This window comes from Zoogloea sp. (assembly GCF_041904905.1).
GTDB lineage: Bacteria > Pseudomonadota > Gammaproteobacteria > Burkholderiales > Rhodocyclaceae > Zoogloea.
Window position 1 is genome coordinate 54,942 of the sequence record NZ_JAYRMI010000006.1, and the last position, 14,744, is coordinate 69,685.

The 14,744-nt window shown below is 65.9% G+C and carries 13 protein-coding genes; 10 read left to right on the plus strand and 3 right to left on the minus strand.

The window, feature by feature from the left end:
- The first annotated feature begins 12 nt into the window (after positions 1-12).
- Positions 13-2,115 carry an NAD-dependent DNA ligase LigA gene (ligA, locus tag ACE3N6_RS03130; protein WP_374243709.1) on the plus strand — a complete coding sequence of 701 codons (2,103 nt, stop codon included), beginning with the start codon at positions 13-15 and terminating at the stop codon, positions 2,113-2,115.
- Positions 2,112-2,999 (plus strand): UTP--glucose-1-phosphate uridylyltransferase GalU, encoded by an 888-nt coding sequence (gene galU / locus ACE3N6_RS03135; RefSeq protein ID WP_374243710.1) that lies wholly within the window; start codon positions 2,112-2,114, stop codon positions 2,997-2,999. The genes ligA and galU overlap by 4 nt, the downstream gene beginning before the upstream one ends.
- Before the next feature lie 94 nt (positions 3,000-3,093).
- On the opposite strand, the gene typA is transcribed toward galU, so the two are convergent.
- Positions 3,094-4,908, minus strand: coding sequence for a translational GTPase TypA (gene typA, locus ACE3N6_RS03140; RefSeq protein ID WP_374243711.1), 1,815 nt, complete (start codon positions 4,906-4,908; stop codon positions 3,094-3,096).
- Between the two features lie 139 nt (positions 4,909-5,047).
- On the opposite strand from typA, the gene ACE3N6_RS03145 reads away from it, so the two are divergent.
- Positions 5,048-5,794: an S-methyl-5'-thioinosine phosphorylase gene (locus tag ACE3N6_RS03145; protein WP_374243712.1), complete on the plus strand. Its 747-nt coding sequence runs from the start codon at positions 5,048-5,050 to the stop codon at positions 5,792-5,794.
- The gene (gene def / locus ACE3N6_RS03150) at positions 5,791-6,324 is read left to right on the plus strand and encodes a peptide deformylase (RefSeq protein WP_374243713.1); all 534 of its coding nucleotides are present in this window, start codon (positions 5,791-5,793) and stop codon (positions 6,322-6,324) included. Before ACE3N6_RS03145 ends, def begins: the two co-directional genes overlap by 4 nt.
- 2 nt (positions 6,325-6,326) lie before the next feature.
- Here def and ACE3N6_RS03155 read toward each other — a convergent pair whose 3' ends face one another.
- Both ACE3N6_RS03155 and map read right to left on the minus strand, forming a co-directional pair.
- Positions 6,327-8,924, minus strand: coding sequence for a [protein-PII] uridylyltransferase (locus tag ACE3N6_RS03155; RefSeq protein ID WP_374243714.1), 2,598 nt, complete (start codon positions 8,922-8,924; stop codon positions 6,327-6,329).
- Between the two features lie 10 nt (positions 8,925-8,934).
- Positions 8,935-9,762, minus strand: a complete 828-nt coding sequence (map, locus tag ACE3N6_RS03160; RefSeq protein WP_374243715.1) for a type I methionyl aminopeptidase — start codon at positions 9,760-9,762, stop codon at positions 8,935-8,937.
- Positions 9,763-10,061: 299 nt separating this feature from the next.
- On the opposite strand from map, the gene rpsB reads away from it, so the two are divergent.
- The 6 genes from rpsB to ACE3N6_RS03190 all read left to right on the plus strand — a co-directional run bounded on the left by rpsB (position 10,062) and on the right by ACE3N6_RS03190 (position 14,744).
- Positions 10,062-10,814 carry a 30S ribosomal protein S2 gene (gene rpsB / locus ACE3N6_RS03165; RefSeq protein ID WP_374243716.1) on the plus strand — a complete coding sequence of 251 codons (753 nt, stop codon included), beginning with the start codon at positions 10,062-10,064 and terminating at the stop codon, positions 10,812-10,814.
- Between the two features lie 76 nt (positions 10,815-10,890).
- The gene (gene tsf / locus ACE3N6_RS03170; RefSeq protein ID WP_374243717.1) at positions 10,891-11,787 is read left to right on the plus strand and encodes a translation elongation factor Ts; all 897 of its coding nucleotides are present in this window, start codon (positions 10,891-10,893) and stop codon (positions 11,785-11,787) included.
- A gap of 14 nt (positions 11,788-11,801) precedes the next feature.
- Complete coding sequence (pyrH, locus tag ACE3N6_RS03175; RefSeq protein WP_374243718.1) at positions 11,802-12,518, plus strand: UMP kinase; 717 nt, start codon at positions 11,802-11,804, stop codon at positions 12,516-12,518.
- Between the two features lie 10 nt (positions 12,519-12,528).
- Positions 12,529-13,086 (plus strand): ribosome recycling factor, encoded by a 558-nt coding sequence (frr, locus tag ACE3N6_RS03180; RefSeq protein ID WP_374243719.1) that lies wholly within the window; start codon positions 12,529-12,531, stop codon positions 13,084-13,086.
- Between the two features lie 49 nt (positions 13,087-13,135).
- Positions 13,136-13,924 carry a polyprenyl diphosphate synthase gene (uppS, locus tag ACE3N6_RS03185; protein ID WP_374243749.1) on the plus strand — a complete coding sequence of 263 codons (789 nt, stop codon included), beginning with the start codon at positions 13,136-13,138 and terminating at the stop codon, positions 13,922-13,924.
- On the plus strand, positions 13,917-14,744 hold the full coding sequence (locus tag ACE3N6_RS03190) for a phosphatidate cytidylyltransferase (protein WP_374243720.1): 828 nt from the start codon (positions 13,917-13,919) through the stop codon (positions 14,742-14,744). Before uppS ends, ACE3N6_RS03190 begins: the two co-directional genes overlap by 8 nt.

The window sequence follows — 14,744 nt, forward strand, 5'->3', positions numbered from 1 at the left end:
GCGGGGCGCCCGGTGGCTGCAAGTCCCGAAGCCTGCGCGCAGGTGGCAGCCCTGCGCGCGGAGATCGCCGCGCACGATCACGCTTACTACGTGCTGGCCGAACCCACGGTGCCGGACGCCGAGTACGACCGTCTGTTCCGTGAACTCCAGGCGCTGGAGCTTGCCCATCCCGAACTCGTCACCCCCGATTCGCCCACCCAGCGGGTAGGCGGCGCGCCGTCGCCCGAGCTGGCTGCGGTGCGACACGCGGTGCCGATGCTGTCGATCCGCACCGAAACCGACACCACCGACCAGGGCGCGGTAGCCTTCGACGCGCGGGTGCGCCGTGCGCTGGGGCTGGACGACGCCGCGCCGCCGGTGGGCTACGCGGCCGAACTCAAGTTCGACGGCCTCGCCATCAGCTTGCGCTACGAGCATGGCGTGCTGGTCCAGGCCGCCACTCGTGGCGACGGCAACACCGGCGAAGACGTGACCCGCAATGTGCGCACCTTGCGCAAGGTGCCGCTGCGCCTGCTCGGCGATGCGCCGCCGGTGCTGGAGGTGCGGGGCGAGATCTACATGCGCCGCGACGACTTCGAGCGCCTCAACGCGGCCCAGGCCACCGCCGGGCAGAAGGTCTTCGTCAATCCGCGCAACGCGGCCGCCGGCAGCCTGCGCCAGCTCGACCCCAGCATCACCGCCCAGCGCCCGCTGTCCTTCTTTGCCTACGGGTTGGGCGAGGTGGTCGGCTGGGCGCTGCCCGACACCCACTGCGGCATCCTCGACGCGCTGGCGGCCTTCGGCCTGCCGGTGTGCGAGCACCGGCGCCGGGTTGAGGGGCCGGAAGGGCTCGCGCAGTTCCATGCCGACATGGCCCAGCTTCGCGAGTCGCTGCCCTTCGACATCGACGGCGTTGTTTACAAGGTGGATTCGATTGCCCGCCAGCTAGAGCTGGGCTTCGTCTCCCGCGAGCCGCGCTGGGCGGTGGCCCACAAGTATCCGGCCCAGGAGGTCGCCACCCGCCTGCTGGGCATCGACGTGCAGGTGGGCCGCACCGGGGCGATCACGCCGGTGGCGCGGCTCGAGCCCGTGTTCGTTGGTGGCGTGACGGTGACCAACGCCACCCTCCACAACCAAGGCGAGATCGACCGCAAGGACGTTCGGATCGGCGACTGGGTGGTGGTGCGCCGGGCGGGCGACGTGATCCCCGAGGTGGTCGGCCCCATTGTCGAGCGGCGCGAAGGCGACTTGCCGCGCTTCGACCTGCTGGCGGCCATCGAGCACAAGTGCCCGGAGTGCGGCTCCCACGTGGTGCGCGGCGAGGATGAAGCCGTGGCGCGCTGCACCGGCGGGCTGTTCTGCCCGGCCCAGTGCAAGCAGGCGCTGCTCCACTTTGCCAGCCGCCGGGCCGTGGACATCGACGGGCTGGGCGAGCAGATCGTGAATCAGCTGGTGGGCGCGGGCATCGTGAAGACCCCGGCGGACCTCTACGACGCCGACAAGGTGAACGCCGAGGTGCTGGCCGGGCTTGAACGGATGGGCGAGAAGTCGGCCACCAATCTGGTTGCCGCCATCGACAAGAGCCGCGACACCACGCTGGCGCGCTTCATTTTCGCGCTGGGCATCCGCAACGTGGGCGAGACGACGGCCAAGGATCTGGCGCGCCACTTCGGCAAGCTCGACGGCCTGCTGGCGGCCGACGAAGCCGCGCTGCTGCAGGTGCCCGATGTGGGGCCGATCGTCGCGAAGTCGATCGTCGAGTTCTTTGCCGAAGCCCACAACCGCGAGATCATCGAGCGCCTGCGGGCGGCCCTGTGCTGGCCGGAGTCCGAGCCGGCGGCGCTGCCCGTGGCAGGCGCTTTCGCCGGCAAGACCTTCGTGCTGACGGGCACGCTGCCCGCGCTCCGGCGCGACGAGGCGGCGGCGATGATCGAGGCGGCAGGGGGCAAGGTGTCCGGCTCCGTCTCCAGGAAGACCGATTACGTGGTGGCGGGCAGCGACGCCGGCAGCAAGCTCGAGAAGGCCCAGGCCCTGGGCGTGACCATTCTTGACGAAGCCGGTTTGCGGGCTTTGCTGGCCCCGGCCGATACGGCGCCCGCCGATAGGCAGATTGGACTATTTGAGGAAGATCGATGAAGAAAGTTACGAAGGCGGTGTTCCCGGTGGCGGGCCTTGGCAGCCGTTTCCTGCCGGCGACCAAGGCGAGCCCCAAGGAGATGATGCCCATCGTCGACAAGCCGCTGATCCAGTACGCGGTGGAAGAGGCGGTGGCGGCGGGGGTGACCGATCTGGTGTTCATCACCGGCCGCTCCAAGCGCGCCATCGAGGATCACTTCGACAAGGCCTACGAGCTGGAGACCGAGCTTGAGATGCGCGGCAAGGCCGAGCTGCTGAAGATCGTCCGCGATACCGTGCCGTCCCACGTGAACTGTATCTACATCCGTCAGGCCGAAGCCCTGGGCCTGGGTCACGCGGTGCTGTGCGCGGCGCCGGTGGTGGGCGACGAGCCCTTCGCGGTGCTGCTGGCCGACGATCTGCTGGACGGTCAGGGCGATCTGCCGGTGATGCGGCAGATGGTGGACGTGTACAACTACAACCGCTGCTCGGTGCTGGGCGTGATGAACGTGTCGCGGGAGCAGACCAAGCAGTACGGCATCGTCAGCACCCAGCGGGACGATGGCGAGATTCAGCGGGTGACCGGCATCGTCGAGAAGCCGAAGCCCGAGGAGGCGCCGTCCACCCAGGCGGTGATCGGCCGCTACATCCTCACCGGGCGGATCTTCGAGCACCTGCGCCAGTTGAAGCCAGGCGCCGGTGGCGAGCTGCAGCTCACCGACGCCATCGCCTCGCTGCTCCAGGAAGAGGCGGTGCTGGCCTACCAGTTCAAGGGTGTGCGCTACGACTGCGGCTCGAAGCTGGGCTACCTGCAGGCCACCGTCGAGCTGGGGCTGAAGCACCCGGAGGTGGGGGCGGAGTTCGCCGCCTTCCTGGCTGCGCGGAGCGTCGGCAGCCCCGGTTGAACGATTGCCGGACGTAAAAAACGCGGCCTCGTGAGCCGCGTTTTTTTTGGATCGTCGCCTCCGGGCCGGGTTTCCCCGGCCGGGCGGAAGTGGCTTACGCCTCGTCGCGGGCGGCGCGCTTGCGCTCGTGTTCCTTGAGGTAACGCTTGCGCAGGCGGATGTTCTTCGGGGTGATCTCGACGATCTCGTCGTCGGCGATGAACTCGATGGCGGATTCGAGGGTCAGCTGGATCGGGTTGATCAGGCGTACGGCTTCGTCGGTGCCCGAGGCGCGCACGTTGGTGAGCTGCTTGCCCTTGATCGGGTTCACCACCAGATCGTTGTCGCGGGTGTGGATGCCGATGATCATGCCTTCGTACAGCGCATCGCCCGGGCTCACGAACATGCGGCCGCGATCCTGCAGGTTCCACAGGGCGTAGGCCACGGCTTCACCGTCGTTCTGGGAGATCAGCACGCCGTTGCGGCGCTCGCTCATGGCGCCGGCCATGGGGCTGTAGTCGTCGAACACGTGGCTGGCGAGGCCGGTGCCGCGGGTCATGGTCAGGAACTCGCCCTGGAAGCCGATCAGGCCACGGGCGGGGATGCGGTACTCAAGACGCACGCGGCCCTTGCCGTCCGGCGCCATGTCCTGCAGTTCGCCACGGCGACGGCCGAGTTCTTCCATCACGCCGCCCTGGTGTTCTTCTTCCACGTCGACGGTGAGCATCTCGTAGGGCTCGCACTTGACGCCGTCGATGTCCTTGAAGACCACACGGGGACGGCCCACGGCCAGCTCGTAGCCTTCGCGGCGCATGTTTTCGAGGAGGATGGTGAGGTGCAGTTCGCCACGACCGGAGACTTCGAAGGTGTCGGAGTCGCTGGTGAAGTTGACGCGCAGGGCGACGTTCTTCAGGAGTTCCTTCTCAAGGCGCTCGCGGATCTGGCGGCTGGTGACGAACTTGCCTTCGCGGCCGGCCAGCGGGGAGCTGTTGACCATGAAGTTCATGGTGAGGGTGGGTTCGTCCACGGCGATCGGGGTCATGCCTTCGAGGCATTCGGGGTCGCACAGGGTGACGCCGATGTTGACCTGCTGGATGCCTGCCACCAGCACGATGTCGCCGGCTTCCGCTTCTTCGGCGGGGGAGCGCTCAAGACCCTTGAAGGTCAGGATCTGGCTGACCTTGCCCTTGCCGCGGTTCTCGTCGCCGTACATCACCACGAGTTCCTGGTTCGGCCTGATGCGACCGCGCTTGATGCGGCCGATGCCGATCTGGCCCATGTAGGTGGAGTAGTCGAGGGAGCAGATCTGCATCTGCAGGGGGCCTTCGGCGTCCACTTCGGGGGCCGGCACGTGCTTGAGGATGGCCTCGAACAGGGGGCGCATGTCCTTGCGCTCGTCCTCGAGGTTCTCCATGGCGAAGCCGTTGAGGCCGGAGGCGTAGATGATCGGGAAGTCGAGCTGCTCGTCGGTGGCGCCGAGTTTGTCGAAGAGGTCGAAGGTGTGGTTGATGACCCAGTCGGGGCGGGCGCCCGGGCGGTCGATCTTGTTGATGACCACGATGGGCTTGAGGCCGAGGGCCAGGGCCTTGCGGGTCACGAAGCGGGTCTGGGGCATCGGGCCTTCGACGGAGTCGACCAGCAGCAGCACGCTGTCGACCATCGACAACACGCGCTCGACCTCACCGCCGAAGTCAGCGTGGCCCGGGGTGTCGACGATGTTGATGTGGGTCTCGCCGTACTGGATGGCACAGTTCTTCGAGAGGATGGTGATGCCCCGTTCCTTCTCGATGTCGTTGCTGTCCATCACCCGTTCGGTAACCTGCTGGTTTTCACGGAAGGTGCCGGATTGGCGCAGGAGCTGGTCGACGAGGGTGGTCTTGCCGTGGTCGACGTGGGCGATGATGGCAATGTTGCGGATGGCGCGGGACATGGGGGTGGATACCGAAGTACTTGTAAACCTAGAATTTTACCATGCTTTTGCGCATCGCAGCATCGGTGGGCGGGTCGGGTGCTGCAGGGGTGCGTGATAAGATGCCCGGCCCATTCGGTTTTCTGAGGAGTCGTCCGGCATGCTGGCAATCATCGGCGGTAGCGGTCTTACCCAACTGGCCAACCTGAACGTGATCCGTCGCGAGGTGATGCGCACCCCGTACGGCGAGCCGTCCGGTGCCCTGACCTTCGGGCAGCTGTGCGGGCAGCCGGTGGTGTTCCTGGCCCGACACGGTTACGGGCACACCATCCCGCCGCACCGGGTGAATTACCAGGCCAACCTGTGGGCCCTTCGGGAAGCCAAGGCCGACGCGATCATCTCGGTGGCCTCGGTGGGCGGCATCCGCGCCGACATGGGGCCCGGCGTGCTGGTGGTGCCGGACCAGATCATCGATTACACCTGGGGGCGCAAGAGCACCTTCCACGAGAGCGCCGAGCAGCCGGTGGTTCACATCGACTTCACCCGGCCCTACGACGAGGGGGTCCGTCAGCGCATCCTGGCCGCGGCCGCCGCGGCCGGTCAGGCGATCGTGGATGGTGGGGTGTATGCCGCCACCCAGGGGCCGCGGCTCGAGACCGCCGCGGAGATCAACCGCCTGGAGCGGGACGGCGCCGACGTGGTCGGGATGACCGGCATGCCGGAGGCGGCGCTGGCGCGGGAGCTGGGCATTCCGTACGCGGCCATCAACGTGGTGGCCAACTTCGCGGCCGGCCGGGGCAACAGCGCGGCGCAGATCTGCTTCGGCAGCATCGACGTGGTGCTGCGCGAGGCGATGGGGCGGGTTCGGGAGGTGCTGGAGCACCTCTGCGCGGGGCCGGCAAAATGATCCGCGACGTGCTGCGGATGGGCGACCCGCGTCTGCTGCGGCGGGCGCAGCCGGTGACGGCCTTCGGCACGCCGGCGCTGGCGGCCCTGATCGCCGACATGCGCGACACGATGGCGCATCTCTCCGGCGCCGGGCTGGCGGCACCGCAGATCGGGGTGGATCTGCGGGTGGTGATCTTTGGCGGCGGGCCGAGCCCGCGCTATCCGGATGCCGCGGCGGTGCCCGATACGGTGCTCATCAATCCGGTGCTCACGCGGCTCTCGGACGACGAGGAGGGCGGCTGGGAGGGGTGCCTGTCGGTGCCCGGGCTGCGGGGCTGGGTGCCCCGCTGGCGGTCGCTGCGCTACACGGGTTTCGACGCCGCAGGGGCGCCCATCGACCGGGTGGCCGAGGGCTTCCATGCCCGGGTGGTGCAGCACGAGTGCGACCACCTGGATGGCGTGCTGTATCCGATGCGGGTGCGGGATTTCTCGCGCTTCGGTTTTACCGAGGTGCTGTTCCCGGGCAGCCTGCCGGCGGGCGACGACTAGCGTCAGATCGCCAGGCGCTCCAGCAGGTCCGCCTCGATCTTGAGGATCTGGGTGTCCTGGGCAAGCTCGGGTCCGCTGATGAGGAAGGTGTCTTCGACGCGTTCGCCGAGGGTGGCGATCTTGGCTGTGTGGAGGTTGATGCCGTGGCGGGCCAGGGTTTCGGCCACGCCGAAGAGTAGCCCGGGGCGGTCGGCGGCGGTGACCGACATGATGTAGTGCTGGCCGCGCTCGTCGGGCTGAATCGTGACCCCGGGGGTGATCGGGAAGTGCTTGACCTCGCGGGACAGGCGCCCGCTTGCCGGCTGGTCGATGGGCGAATCCGCTTGGCGGAGGCGCTCGGTAAGGTCGTGTTCGAGCAGGTTGATGACGTCGCGGTAGTGGATCTCCTGGCCCGGGTCGAGCAGCAGGAAGCTGTCGAGCGCGTAGCCGTGGCGGGTGGTGTGGATCTTGGCGTCGGCGATGGAGAAGCCTAGCCGCGCAAAAAAGCCGCACAGGCGCACGAAGACGTCCTTCTGGTCCTTCATGTAGATCATCACCTGGAGCCCCTCGCTGCCGTGGCTGGGGCGGGCCTTGACCACCGGCTCGTCGGATTCGACCCGGTAGTAGAGCATCCGCGCGTGCCAGGCAACCTCCTCGGCGTCGTGGCGCATGAAGTACACGGTGTCGAGCTGGGCCCACAGCTTGTCTTCGGTGCCGGGGCGCAGGCCGTAGTAGCGCAGCAGATTGCGGGCATCGTCCTGGCGCAGGGGCATGCCCAGCGCCTGGTGAGGCGTGGCGCCGCGCAGCAGGCGCTGGGTGGCGAAGAAGAGGTCTTCGAGGAGCTTGCCCTTCCAGCCGTTCCAGACCTTCGGGCTGGTGCCGCGGATGTCGGCGTGGGTGAGGATGTACAGCGCGATGAGCCGGCGCTCGGTCTTGACGAGTTCGCCGAAGCGGCGGATCACATCCAGATCGGACATGTCCTGCTTCTGGGCCACGTTGGACATGGACAGGTGGTGCTCGACCAGCCACTCGACGAGGGCGGTGTCGGTCTCGTCGAGCCCGTGGGCGGTGCAGAATTCCCGCGCGTCCTTCATGCCCAGCTTGGAGTGATCGCCACCGCGGCCCTTGGCGATGTCGTGGAACAGCGCCGCAATGTAGATCAGCCAGGGTTTTTCGAAGCTGGTGGCGAGGCGGGTGAGCAGCGGGTACTCGTGGGCGTGCTCCGATACCATGAAGCGTCGCACGTTGCGCAGCACCTGGAGGGTGTGCTGATCCACGGTGTAGACGTGGAACAGATCGTGCTGCATCTGGCCGACGATGCGACGCCAGGCCGGCAGGTAGAAGCTGAGGATGCCGTACTGGTTCATCCGCCGCATCTCCTGGATGACCCCGCGCTTTTGCTGGAGCAGGCGCAGGAACATGGCCCGGTTGGCCGGATTCTGACGAAACTCGGCGTTGATGAGCTTGCGTCCGCGCCACAGGGCGCGCAGGGTGCGGGCGGTCATGCCCTTGAGTTCGGAGCGCTGCTGGAGGATCAGGAAGCACTCGAGCAGGGCGCCGGGGTGGCGGTCGAACACGCCTTCGTCGCGAACGTCGAGCAGTTCGCGCACGCACTGGAAGCGCTCGTTGATGTTGATCGCCACCGGATAGCGGTAGGGGAAGAACTCGGCGCCGAAGTTCTGGAGCAGGATGGTGTTGAGCTGGGTGACCTTCTTGGCGGTGCGGTAATACTCCTGCATGAAGACTTCCGACGCGCGGCGGTGCTCGTTGGCGTGGAAGCCGAAGCGGTGGGCGAGCTTCTCCTGGTGGTCGAACAGCAGGCGGTCTTCCCGGCGGCCCGCCATGTGGTGCAGGCGGATGCGCGCGTGCTGCAGGAAGCGTTCGAGATCGCGCAGCTCGGTGGCTTCTTCGGCGGTGACCAGACCGTGGCGGGCGAGGTCGCGCCAGTGGGTGCCGAAACCGGCAGCGCGGCTGATCCAGCCGATGATCTGCAGATCGCGCAGCCCGCCGGGGCTTTCCTTGCAGTTGGGCTCGAGGGAGTAGGGCGTCTCGTTGTGACGGGTGTAGCGCTGCTCCTGCTCAAGGCACTTGGCCTTGTAGAACTGACCGGGGTTGAGCTGCTCCCGAAGCTGCCGGCCGAAGCGCTCGAAGAGTCGCTCGTTGCCGCCGATGAGCCGTGCTTCGAGCAGGTTGGTCATCACGGTGACGTCGAGGCCGGCTTCCTCCAGGCACTCGTCTACGGTGCGCACGCTGTGGCCGATGTCGAGGCCGACATCCCACAGCAGGCCGATCATCTGGGTGAGCCGTTCGCTCAGGTCGTGATCGGGCGTCGCGTCCAGCAGGAACAGCAGGTCCACGTCGGAGTAGGGGAACAGCTCCTCACGGCCGTAGCCGCCCACCGCCACCAGGGCGGCCGAGGCGGGAATCGCAAACTCCTTCCAGATGTCGCGCAGCACGCCATCCACCAGCCGCGACCGGCCCTTGAGGATGGGTTCGGTGAGCGGGTGGGCTTCATAGGTGCTGCGCAGCGCCTCGCCGCCGCTCTTCAGGCGCTGCTTGAAACGGACGATGAACTCCCGGGCGGTTTCGGGAGAAAGCACGGCGGGCGCGATCTGGGACATCTTGGGTGGCTCAGGGCTTGATCTGGGCGGAGAACGGGGCGACGACGTCGGGGCGGGGTGGGCTGCCGGCCGACAGGGTGAGCACCTCGACGCCGGTCTCGGTGACCAGCACCATGTGCTCCCACTGGGCGGACAGGCTGCGGTCGCGGGTGACGATGGTCCAGCCGTCGGGCAACTCGGAGATCGCGGCCTTGCCGGCGTTGATCATCGGCTCGATGGTGAAGATCATCCCGGGCTTGAGCTCGATGCCGGTCCCTGGCCTGCCGTAGTGCAGCACCTGGGGTTCCTCGTGGAAGCTGGCACCGATCCCGTGGCCGCAGAACTCACGCACCACCGAGAAGCCGTTGCCTTCGGCGTGCTTCTGGATGGCGGCGCCGATGTCGCCCAGATGTGCGCCCGGCCTGACCTGGGCGATGCCCAGCCACATGCATTCATAGGTGATCTGGCACAGGCGCTTGGCGCGGATCGAGGTTTCGCCGACGATGAACATCCGGCTGGTGTCGCCGTGATAGCCGTCCTTGATGACGGTGATGTCCAGATTGACGATGTCACCCTTCTTGAGGATCACCTTTTCGTTCGGCACGCCGTGGCAGACCTGATGATTCACCGAGGTGCAGATCGACTTGGGGTAGGGGACGTAGCCCGGCGGCGCGTAGTTGAGGGGGGCGGGGATGCAGCCCTGCACATTGACCATGTAGTCGTGGCAGAGGCGGTCGATCTCGCCGGTGCTGATGCCGGCCTTGACGAACGGGGTGATGTAGTCGAGCACTTCCGAGCCGAGGCGGCCCGCGATACGCATTTTTTCGATTTCTTCCGGCGTTTTTATGGTGACGCTCATGGGGCTTGATCTGCGGGGTTTTCCAGTCGCCTAGGCTAGCTCATGCGGCCTCTCGGGGCAATCCGCGCGCCCGCTTTCCGGGCTGTCGCGAATGCCGGCCTTGAGCGCTTTAACGGGATGCTGCTACAATCTGCGGCTTGTCTGGCAAGGGTGCCAGGCAAAATACACACGTTCGGCCCATTGGGGTCCGGCGGATGTTGTCACCGGGTACGGTGCGGCGTTCGCGGCTAAGCGTGGCTTCGCGATGGCGGGGCTGGCAGGCCGGGCGGCGGTCAAACCTCGGTAACTGGAGTTACACAATGTCTGTCACCATGCGTCAAATGCTCGAAGCGGGCGTCCACTTCGGCCATCAAACCCGTTTCTGGAACCCGAAGATGGCTCCGTTCATCTTTGGTCAGCGCAACAAGATCCACATCGTCAACCTCGAAAAGACCCTCGTCAAGTACAACGAGGCGATGGATTTCGTGCGCAAGCTGGCTGCCAACCGCGGCACCATCCTGTTCGTCGGCACCAAGCGTCAAGCCCGCGAAATCGTGGCCGAGGAAGCCGCGCGCGCCGGCATGCCGTTCGTCGATGAGCGCTGGCTGGGCGGCATGCTCACCAACTTCAAGACCGTCAAGGTTTCCATCAAGCGCCTGAAGGACATGGAAGCCATGGTCGAAGACGGCTCCGTCGAGCGTCTGTCCAAGAAGGAAGCCCTGATGGCCTCCCGTGAGCTCGAGAAACTGCAGAAGAGCCTGGGCGGCATCAAGGATCTCGGCGGCCTGCCGGACGCCCTGTTCGTCATCGACGTCGGCTACCACAAGATCGCCATCACCGAAGCCAACAAGCTGGGCATTCCGGTTGTGGCCGTGGTCGATACCAACCACTCCCCCGAAGGCGTGGACTTTGTGATCCCGGGTAACGACGACTCCTCCCGCGCCATCCGTCTGTACGCCCGTGGCGTCGCCGATGCCGTGCTGGAAGGCAAGAACGCCGTGATCCAGGAAATCGTTGCCGCCGGCTCCGACGAGTTCGTCGAAGTGGAAGACGGCGCCGAAGAGCAGGCCTGATCCCCCGGAATGGGCGCCTTGGGCGCCCGTTTTGCGTCCGACCGAATACCATTCAATTAGTTATCTAGGAGCAAGCATGGCGGAAATCACCGCAAGCATGGTCAAGGAGCTGCGCGAGAAAACCGACGCGCCCATGATGGAATGCAAGAAGGCCCTGTCCGAAGCTGCCGGCGACATGGCCAAGGCTGAAGAAATCCTGCGCGTCAAGCTGGGCAACAAGGCCTCCAAGGCTGCCGCCCGCGTGACCGCCGAAGGCATCGTCGGCGTCTACATCTCCGCCGACGCCAAGCTCGGCGCGATGGTGGAAGTGAACTGCGAAACCGACTTCGTTGCCAAGAACGACGATTTCCTGGCTTTGGTCAAGAACGTCGCCGAACTCGTCGCCACCAAGAACCCGGCCGACGTGGAAGCCCTGTCTGCGCTGGAGATCGGCGGTCAGACCGTGGAAGAAGTCCGCAAGGCGCTGGTCGGCAAGATCGGTGAGAACATGTCCATCCGCCGCTTCGTCCGTACCGAAGCCAAGGGTGCTGTCGCCAGCTACATCCACGGTGGCGCCAAGATCGGCGTGCTGATCGACCTCGTCGGTGGCGACGAAGCCCTGGCCAAGGATCTGGCCATGCACATCGCCGCGTCCAAGCCGAAGTCCCTCGACGCCTCCGGCGTGCCCGCCGAACTGCTGGATGTCGAGCGTCGCATCGCCATCGAGAAGGCTCGCGAAGCCGGCAAGCCGGAAGCCATGCTCGAGAAGATCGCCGAAGGCACCGTCCAGAAGTACCTGAAGGACGTCACCCTGCTCGACCAGGTCTTCGTCAAGGCCGAAGACGGCAAGCAGACCATTGCCCAGCTGCTGAAGGCCAAGGGCGCTTCCGTTGCCAGCTTCACTCTGTACGTGGTGGGTGAGGGCATCGAGAAGAAGGTGACCGACTTCGCCGCCGAAGTGGCCGCCCAGGCTGCCGCTGCCGCCCAGAAGTAAGGAGTCGCCCGACGATGAGCCAGCCCGCCTACAAGCGCATTCTTCTCAAACTCTCCGGCGAAGCCTTGATGGGCGACGACGCCTACGGCATCAACCAGGAGGTCGTCGCCGGCATCGTACGCGATGTGGTCGAGGTCACCCGTCTGGGGGTCGAGATCGGGATTGTGATTGGCGGCGGGAACATCTTCCGTGGCATGGCAGGGGCCGCGTCCGGCATGGATCGCGCCACTGCCGACTACATGGGGATGCTGGCCACCGTCATGAATGCCATGGCCCTGGCGGATGCGTTCCGCGCCGCGGGGGTCAATGCGCGGGTCCAGTCCGCGCTGCGGATCGATCAGGTGGTCGAGCCGTACATTCGTGGCAAGGCGATCCGCTATCTCGAAGAAGGCCGGGTCGTGATCTTCGGTGCCGGCACCGGCAACCCGTTCTTCACGACCGATACCGCCGCAGCGCTGCGCGGTTCCGAGATCGGTGCCGACATCGTGCTGAAGGCCACCAAGGTCGATGGCATCTACACCGCCGATCCGAAGAAGGATCCCTCCGCGACGCGCTTCCAGCGGATCTCCTTCGACGAGGCGATCGCCCGCAATCTGGCGGTGATGGATGCGACTGCGTTCGCGCTGTGCCGCGATCAGCGTCTGCCGATCAACGTCTTCAGCCTGTTCAAGGGCGGTGCGCTCAAGCGTGTCGTGATGGGCGAGGACGAGGGTACGCTGGTCTATTGCTGAGGATGAACCGATGATCCCGGAACTCAAGAAAACTACCGAAGCCAAGATGCAGAAGTCCATCGAGGCGCTCAGGCTGGATCTCGCCAAGGTGCGTACCGGCCGGGCGACCACCGGCATTCTGGATCATGTGATGGTGGATTACTACGGCAGTCTGGTGCCGGTCAATCAGGTGGCCAACATCACCCTGATCGACGCCCGCACCGTCGGCGTGCAGCCGTGGGAAAAGCCGATGATCGCCAAGGTCGAAAAGGCCATCCGCGATTCCGATCTGGGCCTGAACCCGGCCTCTCAGGGCGACGTGATCCGCGTTCCGATGCCGCCGCTCACCGAAGAGCGCCGCAAGGAGCTCATCAAGGTGGTCAAGCACGAAGGGGAAGGTGCGAAGGTGGCTGTGCGCAATCTGCGCCGCGACGCCAACGCCGCCCTGAAGGATGCCGTGAAGGCAAAGACGATCTCCGAGGACGACGAGCGTCGTGCCCAGGACGACGTCCAGAAGCTCACCGACAAAGCCGTTGTCGAGATCGACAAGCTGCTCGCACAGAAAGAACAAGAGCTGATGCAGATCTGACCGCCAGGTCGGTATCTGCTTTCCCGGTTCTTTGTCAGGCGGAGATTACATCGTGCGATTGCCGTTCACCAGTTCCACGCGGGGCGTACCCGAGGCTGCGCAGGTTCCGCGGCATATCGCGATCATCATGGACGGCAACGGGCGGTGGGCGCGCAGGCGTCTGATGCCGCGGGTTGCCGGCCACGCCAAGGGCGTTGACTCCCTGCGCGAGGTGATCCGCACCTGCCTCGACCGGGGTGTGGAGTACCTCACCGTCTTTGCGTTCAGTTCCGAGAACTGGCGCCGGCCGAAGGATGAAGTGTCCTTCCTGATGCAGTTGTTCGTGAAGTCGTTGAAGGCGGAGATCGAGCGCATCCACCGCAACAACATTCGCCTGCGCGTCGTGGGCGATCTGTCCCGATTCGACCAGGGGCTCGTGGATCTCATCCGCGACGGTGAATCGCTCACCGCCAACAACGCCAAGATGAACCTGACGATCTGCGCCAACTACGGCGGGCGTTGGGACATCATGCAGGCCGTCGCCAAGATGATTGCGGCAGGCGGCCCCCAGGACAGCGGCTACGGCGAGGAGGATCTCGCTCCTCACCTGGCGCTCAGTTTCAGTCCCGAGCCCGACCTGTTCATCCGCACCGGCGGCGAAACCCGGATCAGCAACTTCATGCTGTGGCAGCTTGCTTACTCCGAGCTGTATTTCACCGACAAGCTGTGGCCCGAGTTCGGCGAGGCCGAGCTGGATGCGGCCATCGCTTCCTACCAGGGGCGTGAGCGCCGTTTTGGCCGGACGAGCGATCAGGTTGTCGGCGACGGGGCGGATTCCGCCGGTTCAGGCCATGCTTAAAGCGCGGGTCATCACCGCGATCTTCCTGCTTGTCGGTCTCGTCAGTGCGCTTTTTCTGCTGCCGTCGTGGGGATGGCTGGCTTTCGTGTCGCTCATCTGCGGCGCTGCTGCCCACGAATGGGGGGGGATTGTTGGCTACCAGGGCAAGCAACGTTGGGTCTACGCGCTGCTGCTCGGGTTGCTCTGCCTTTTCGGCGGTCTGGCGGCGGGGCTGCACCTGGACTCCACGGTGGCGCCCTTCAATCTGGTGCCAGCCTACGGCTTGAGCGCGTTGTTCTGGATCTTCTGTGTGCCGTTCTGGCTGCGCGCCCGCTGGGCCTTGCCCGGCGCCGGAGCTGCAGCGCTGGTGGGGTTCGTGCTGCTCATTCCCCCGAGTCTCGCAATGATCCATCTGCGTTTGCTCAGCCCGTGGCTGCTGCTGGGGGTGATGGCGGCGGTGTGGATCGCCGACATTGCGGCCTACTTCACCGGCCGCGCCTTCGGTCGTCGCAAGCTGGCGCCGGCCATCAGCCCGGGGAAGAGCTGGGAGGGCGCTTACGGCGCCGCGGTGGGGGTGGTGATCTATGGCTTGATTTGTCTGTCCGCCTTCCTGCCTCACGGCCTGGGGGCGGGCCGGATGGCGCTCGCCGCGCTCGGGCTGCTGGTATTCACCGCCATCAGCATCATCGGCGACCTCTTTGAATCGATGTTGAAGCGGCAGGCCGGCGTCAAGGATAGCGGTACGCTGCTGCCGGGGCATGGCGGCATCCTCGACCGCATCGACAGCCTCACCTCGACACTTCCGCTGGCAGGTCTGCTGGCCCTCTGGTTTGCCCGGTAA

Coding starts and splice junctions, on each gene's coding strand:
- tsf (WP_374243717.1), top strand. CDS start 10,891: ATGGCGGAAATCACCGCAAGCATGGTCAAGGAGCTGCGCGAGAAAACC.
- map (WP_374243715.1), bottom strand. CDS start 9,762: ATGAGCGTCACCATAAAAACGCCGGAAGAAATCGAAAAAATGCGTATC.
- galU (WP_374243710.1), top strand. CDS start 2,112: ATGAAGAAAGTTACGAAGGCGGTGTTCCCGGTGGCGGGCCTTGGCAGC.
- pyrH (WP_374243718.1), top strand. CDS start 11,802: ATGAGCCAGCCCGCCTACAAGCGCATTCTTCTCAAACTCTCCGGCGAA.
- ACE3N6_RS03190 (WP_374243720.1), top strand. CDS start 13,917: ATGCTTAAAGCGCGGGTCATCACCGCGATCTTCCTGCTTGTCGGTCTC.
- rpsB (WP_374243716.1), top strand. CDS start 10,062: ATGTCTGTCACCATGCGTCAAATGCTCGAAGCGGGCGTCCACTTCGGC.
- frr (WP_374243719.1), top strand. CDS start 12,529: ATGATCCCGGAACTCAAGAAAACTACCGAAGCCAAGATGCAGAAGTCC.
- typA (WP_374243711.1), bottom strand. CDS start 4,908: ATGTCCCGCGCCATCCGCAACATTGCCATCATCGCCCACGTCGACCAC.
- ACE3N6_RS03155 (WP_374243714.1), bottom strand. CDS start 8,924: ATGTCCCAGATCGCGCCCGCCGTGCTTTCTCCCGAAACCGCCCGGGAG.
- def (WP_374243713.1), top strand. CDS start 5,791: ATGATCCGCGACGTGCTGCGGATGGGCGACCCGCGTCTGCTGCGGCGG.
- ACE3N6_RS03145 (WP_374243712.1), top strand. CDS start 5,048: ATGCTGGCAATCATCGGCGGTAGCGGTCTTACCCAACTGGCCAACCTG.